Here is a 4,193-nt window from a genome sequence, read left to right as displayed (position 1 = left end):
ACAGGTAAAATAAAATGCTGGAATATCCTTGTTTTGCTAATTTATGCACTTCTTTTAAAGAAATATCTCTCAACGCTTCTCATATTCATTTTCATGATGGCTCTCATGAATGGTATCATACAAGTTTCGTTGAGCGCTATCATCTTTATGCCTAATAAAAGAGCAATCCGACACCATCCGTTATATTGACAAGCCTTTAGTGTTGTACAGTCTAGGCTATTTGAGAGCGCTTATGAGAGTTTTTTCTTAACTCGTTTTATTTCACACGAACACTTCCTGCTTGTGACATGCAAGAAACATGCTTTTGATTGCTTCAATATAAATAGGCTTGAGAGAATCTTACGGTATTAGGATTTATCACTCAACGTGCAAAATAATTAATTGTTATAAATCAATATGTCGCAGTTAATCATAGATTATGGCTTACGGCTTTTTTATAAAATACTCTGCATGCCGTTTATTCGGAATATGGGTTTTCTTAGTGGTTTTACTGTCGTTTTAGGTGTCTGTGGCGTACGAATGAGCTCGTATTGGTAAAGGAAGAGAAAAAGAAGGTGGAGCAGTGATAAAAGGTGAGGTGAAAATAATTTTCTTCGATCATCATATGAATTTTCACGCATTTTTATGGCTTCGGGTGTGTATGCTTGTTGTATATTGAGGAGCAAAGCTTGCTTGTAGAGTTTTATGAAGTGGCAAGCCAAAGGAAAGGCGCAAAACAAAGATTATTGACAGATTGTTTTTTACAAATCGATGCGTATTTAAGAATTTTCGTCTTTTAAGGTGCGTAGGAAATGTGCGAACCCTCTGTTTAAAGACGCGCTAAACGATAAAGATGCAGCGAGCGTGATCCGTGATGACAATAGGCAAGAAGAGGCAGAGAGGCTGTTTTTAAAATTGTTTGCATGGCTTCAACAGCTGACTTTTCTATAGTTGGAGGAGAAATGGGAATGTGATAGGCTTTTATGCCATATTCATTTGCGACCGTTTTAATGCTAGAAAAGTCAGGTTGATGGAGCTCTTCGTGATCGGGGCGGTTACAGATAATTGTTTTAAAACCAGCTTGTGCCAATGTTTTGATATTTTCTATGCTAAGTTGGGCGCTGATAAAAATATCAGGTTCAATTTGTTGTAAATTCATTTTTGTTTATTCCCAATTGCACGATCTTCACGATACCCTCTGGTCTGGTATATAGAAAGAACATAATGAAGGTAAGTTTTTCAGTGGCATCTTAACAAAAATATTCTTTTTGTCGAGAAGATCTATTTGGCAAAAATGAGCTGTAAGATGCAAAATATCTCACTCCGCAACATGTTCGTTATGCGATCTTATAAAAGACGGATGTTTGGTCTTTATGGATAATCTATAGTGTTTACTCAGCATAGACATTTCATTGTGTTGTTTGTTTACGCGCTTGCTAGAGGTACCCTTATTTCTCTTAAGCCCATTTTACTCTGTCGAGCGTCAAAGAGTATAAAATTCATGGATCACCACCCTTTTTACGCTTATGAAGAAGGAAGTCGGTACCATTGTTATATTTGCCAACCTCCAATATTGTAATAGTTCTTGGTACTTGAGATTCTGCATAAGAAGCATTTTAAATCCTTTCTTGTACAGTTTTTACCCACACGCCAGCCCTGCTTGTACGTACAAGAGATATGATTTTGATTAATTTAATATAAGAGGCATGAAATGAGAGAATCTTCCTGATTTCGGCTCTCTCATTTAACGTGCAAAACAATGAATTCTCCTTATAGTTTGTTGTATATTCAGAGTGGAGCTTGTTTGTAGAGTTGCATTAAGTGGATTGCATGAAGGGAGAATCCCAAAAGGCCGGTGCAAAATAAGAAGCTGGATCATTTACAGCGCATTGTTTACAGATCGACATGGATTTAAGAATCTTCGTTTTAGGGTGGGGGGGAAGAGCATGCCTCTTTTAAATTTATTTTGTTATTTTCAAGAATATCATCTTCATAATGTTTTGCTCATGTTAAAGAATATTATAAAAAATTGCGGGCTATTATTATTTATCCTGAAAATGGGAGAAATGATTATTTTGCACGTATTGGATGCTTGTTTCTTTTATTACTTTCAGTATAATCGTAAAAACGATAATACTGAAAGGCGTAATGGATGATCATTGGACTTTTGAATCAAAAGGGAGGTGTCGGAAAAACGACGTTGAGTGTTAATCTTGCTGCCAGTTTTGCACGTACTGGTACACGGGTATTGCTTATTGATGTTGACCCACAGGGAAGCGCATTGGATTGGGCTGCTGCGCGTGAAGATGCACCTTTGTTTTCGGTTATTGGTTTACCGCGTGCAACGGTTCACAAAGAGATTACACAGATTGGTCATGGTTATGATCATATTATTATCGATGGTCCTCCGCGTGTAACTGATCTTGCTCGTAGTGCTCTTATGGCTTCGGATTTGGTGCTTATCCCTGTTTTGCCTAGTCCCTATGATATTTGGGCAGCGGATGGAATTGTAAAGCTGATTGACGAAGCACGTGTTTATAAAGAAAATCTCAAATCTGCTTTTGTTATTAATCGTAAAATCGTCAATACAGCGATAGGGCGTGATGTGAACGAAGCTCTTGGCATATACCCCGTACATGTTCTTTCTTCTAGCGTTGCGCAGCGTGTGATTTTTGCAGAAGCAGCAGCACAGGGGAAGGCGGTTTATGAAGTTGATAAGCAAGGACCAGCAGCAGCAGAGATTGAAGCGGTTGCAGCGGAAATCAAGGAGTTAGCACGATGAATAAAAAAATTAAAATCGGCACAAAACCAACCAATAAATCAATCCCTTTAACAGCGGATGCATGGGTAGGAAGCCACAAAGGGAGCATGAGTGGAGGTATGAAGCGCCTCACGATTGATATACCAGAAAGTTTGCATCGGTTGATTAAGGTCAGTTGTGCAAGTCGTGGAACTAAAATAGCTGATGAGGTCCGCGAATTGCTTTCACAAAAATACGGAAAAGTGTAAAAAATGATACGATAATTTCGTTGCTTTGAATGCTTTTTCTAGAGATGATATCGATTGTTTTTATACGAAGTTAATAATAAAAGTGCTCTTCCTTTTTCACGATGGTTGCTTCATTCAAGTTGTTTTTCATAAGGTTCTGTATCATCGCATGAAAGAGCTATGAGTTTGCGAAAAATTCTCCGTTTCAAACTTTTCCCTATAAATGTGATAATCATCATACTACTTGTGATCTTATCCGCTAGATGAGTAGATAAGTTTATTCTTCCATAAAAATTATCTTGATAATGATTTTAAACATCAGGTTATTTTTTTGTTTATTGTACTTAATACATGCGTAAATAATGTAATTAAGAGTAGCCTTGATTATTTTTTTCTGTTATGCAGCAATCCGTTTTATTAAATTATATTCATTGTTTATAAAGGGGGGGATAAAAATAAGTAAAATTTACTGATATTGACGCGCTATAATTTTTCCTAATAAACAAAAGAAGTCATTGAGTATATTATAGAAAATATTTCTTACATTTATATGATTTTATAGTCTTAAATATTTAATGCCAGTTGTAATGGTACGCAAGGCAATAGGCTTTTTTCTTCAATTGGAATGTATAAGATCGCTTTTTTAGCATTTCTATTGGCTTTTAAAAAGTACAGGGGGACTTAAAGCTTTCTTTCTTTTCCGGTGGTTTAGAAATGATAAGAGCGCAATTAGTTGATTAAAAGCTGTATTCTTTCGTTTGCAGGGAATTTGCAATGGGTATAGGCATGACGAATTTTGGGTAAGATATCGTGCTGCTTCTCGTTACCAAAAGGTTCTTGAAGGAAAAGAAATGATTAAAAAGCTTTTTGAGAATGTCAAGATATCAGAATTTTTGCTGAAGTTTTAACACTTCAAATACAAAGAGCTGCCGTGCAGATAATGTTACAAATGCAAGTCTGATAAATGAAAGGCAGTTTTCATGATTTAACATGTTTGCGTTGGAAGTGTACGTATTTGCAAAGGAAAGTAGACGCAAGGTCACAATATAGGAGGGGATGTGAACCCAAAGATATTGTTAATAAAATATTCGCGTACAGAAGTGGATTTTAAAATTTTTGAAAATGCACAATGAACCGAATGTACAATTTTAATCGGGTGCTAAATTATGTCCTAAACTTTGTAAATTTGAAAAAGGGGAATTTATTGATGAATAAAGCCATTATTA

At 36.1% G+C, this 4,193-nt stretch carries 4 protein-coding genes; 3 read left to right on the top strand and 1 reads right to left on the bottom strand.

Annotated features, from left to right (window positions below; genetic code table 11):
• The coding region (locus ACFIL8_RS03760) for a hypothetical protein (protein WP_375688951.1) at window positions 1–189 on the top strand (189 nt) is incomplete at its 5' end.
• Window positions 190–808: 619 nt separating this feature from the next.
• Here ACFIL8_RS03760 and ACFIL8_RS03755 read toward each other — a convergent pair.
• The gene (locus ACFIL8_RS03755; RefSeq protein WP_375610590.1) at window positions 809–1,138 is read right to left on the bottom strand and encodes a TIGR01244 family sulfur transferase; all 330 of its coding nucleotides are present in this window, start codon (window positions 1,136–1,138) and stop codon (window positions 809–811) included.
• A 993-nt stretch (window positions 1,139–2,131) separates the two neighbouring features.
• Between ACFIL8_RS03755 and parA the strand changes: the two genes are divergently transcribed.
• Together parA and ACFIL8_RS03745 are read left to right on the top strand one after the other, a co-directional pair.
• Window positions 2,132–2,761: a ParA family partition ATPase gene (gene parA, locus ACFIL8_RS03750; protein ID WP_375653186.1), complete on the top strand. Its 630-nt coding sequence runs from the start codon at window positions 2,132–2,134 to the stop codon at window positions 2,759–2,761.
• On the top strand, window positions 2,758–2,988 hold the full coding sequence (locus ACFIL8_RS03745) for a plasmid partition protein ParG (RefSeq protein ID WP_273790969.1): 231 nt from the start codon (window positions 2,758–2,760) through the stop codon (window positions 2,986–2,988). The genes parA and ACFIL8_RS03745 overlap by 4 nt, the downstream gene beginning before the upstream one ends.
• Window positions 2,989–4,193: the final 1,205 nt, after the last annotated feature.

This window comes from Bartonella sp. AP57NXGY (assembly GCF_042195805.1).
Classification (GTDB): domain Bacteria; phylum Pseudomonadota; class Alphaproteobacteria; order Rhizobiales; family Rhizobiaceae; genus Bartonella.
Note: the sequence above shows the minus strand (reverse complement) of the source record. Positions and strands in the feature narration are given on the sequence as shown.

What these genes read in the sequence shown, in the direction of transcription:
- ACFIL8_RS03755 (WP_375610590.1), bottom strand. Translation starts at nt 1,138, where the DNA reads ATGAATTTACAACAAATTGAACCTGATATTTTTATCAGCGCCCAACTT.
- parA (WP_375653186.1), top strand. Translation starts at nt 2,132, where the DNA reads ATGATCATTGGACTTTTGAATCAAAAGGGAGGTGTCGGAAAAACGACG.
- ACFIL8_RS03745 (WP_273790969.1), top strand. Translation starts at nt 2,758, where the DNA reads ATGAATAAAAAAATTAAAATCGGCACAAAACCAACCAATAAATCAATC.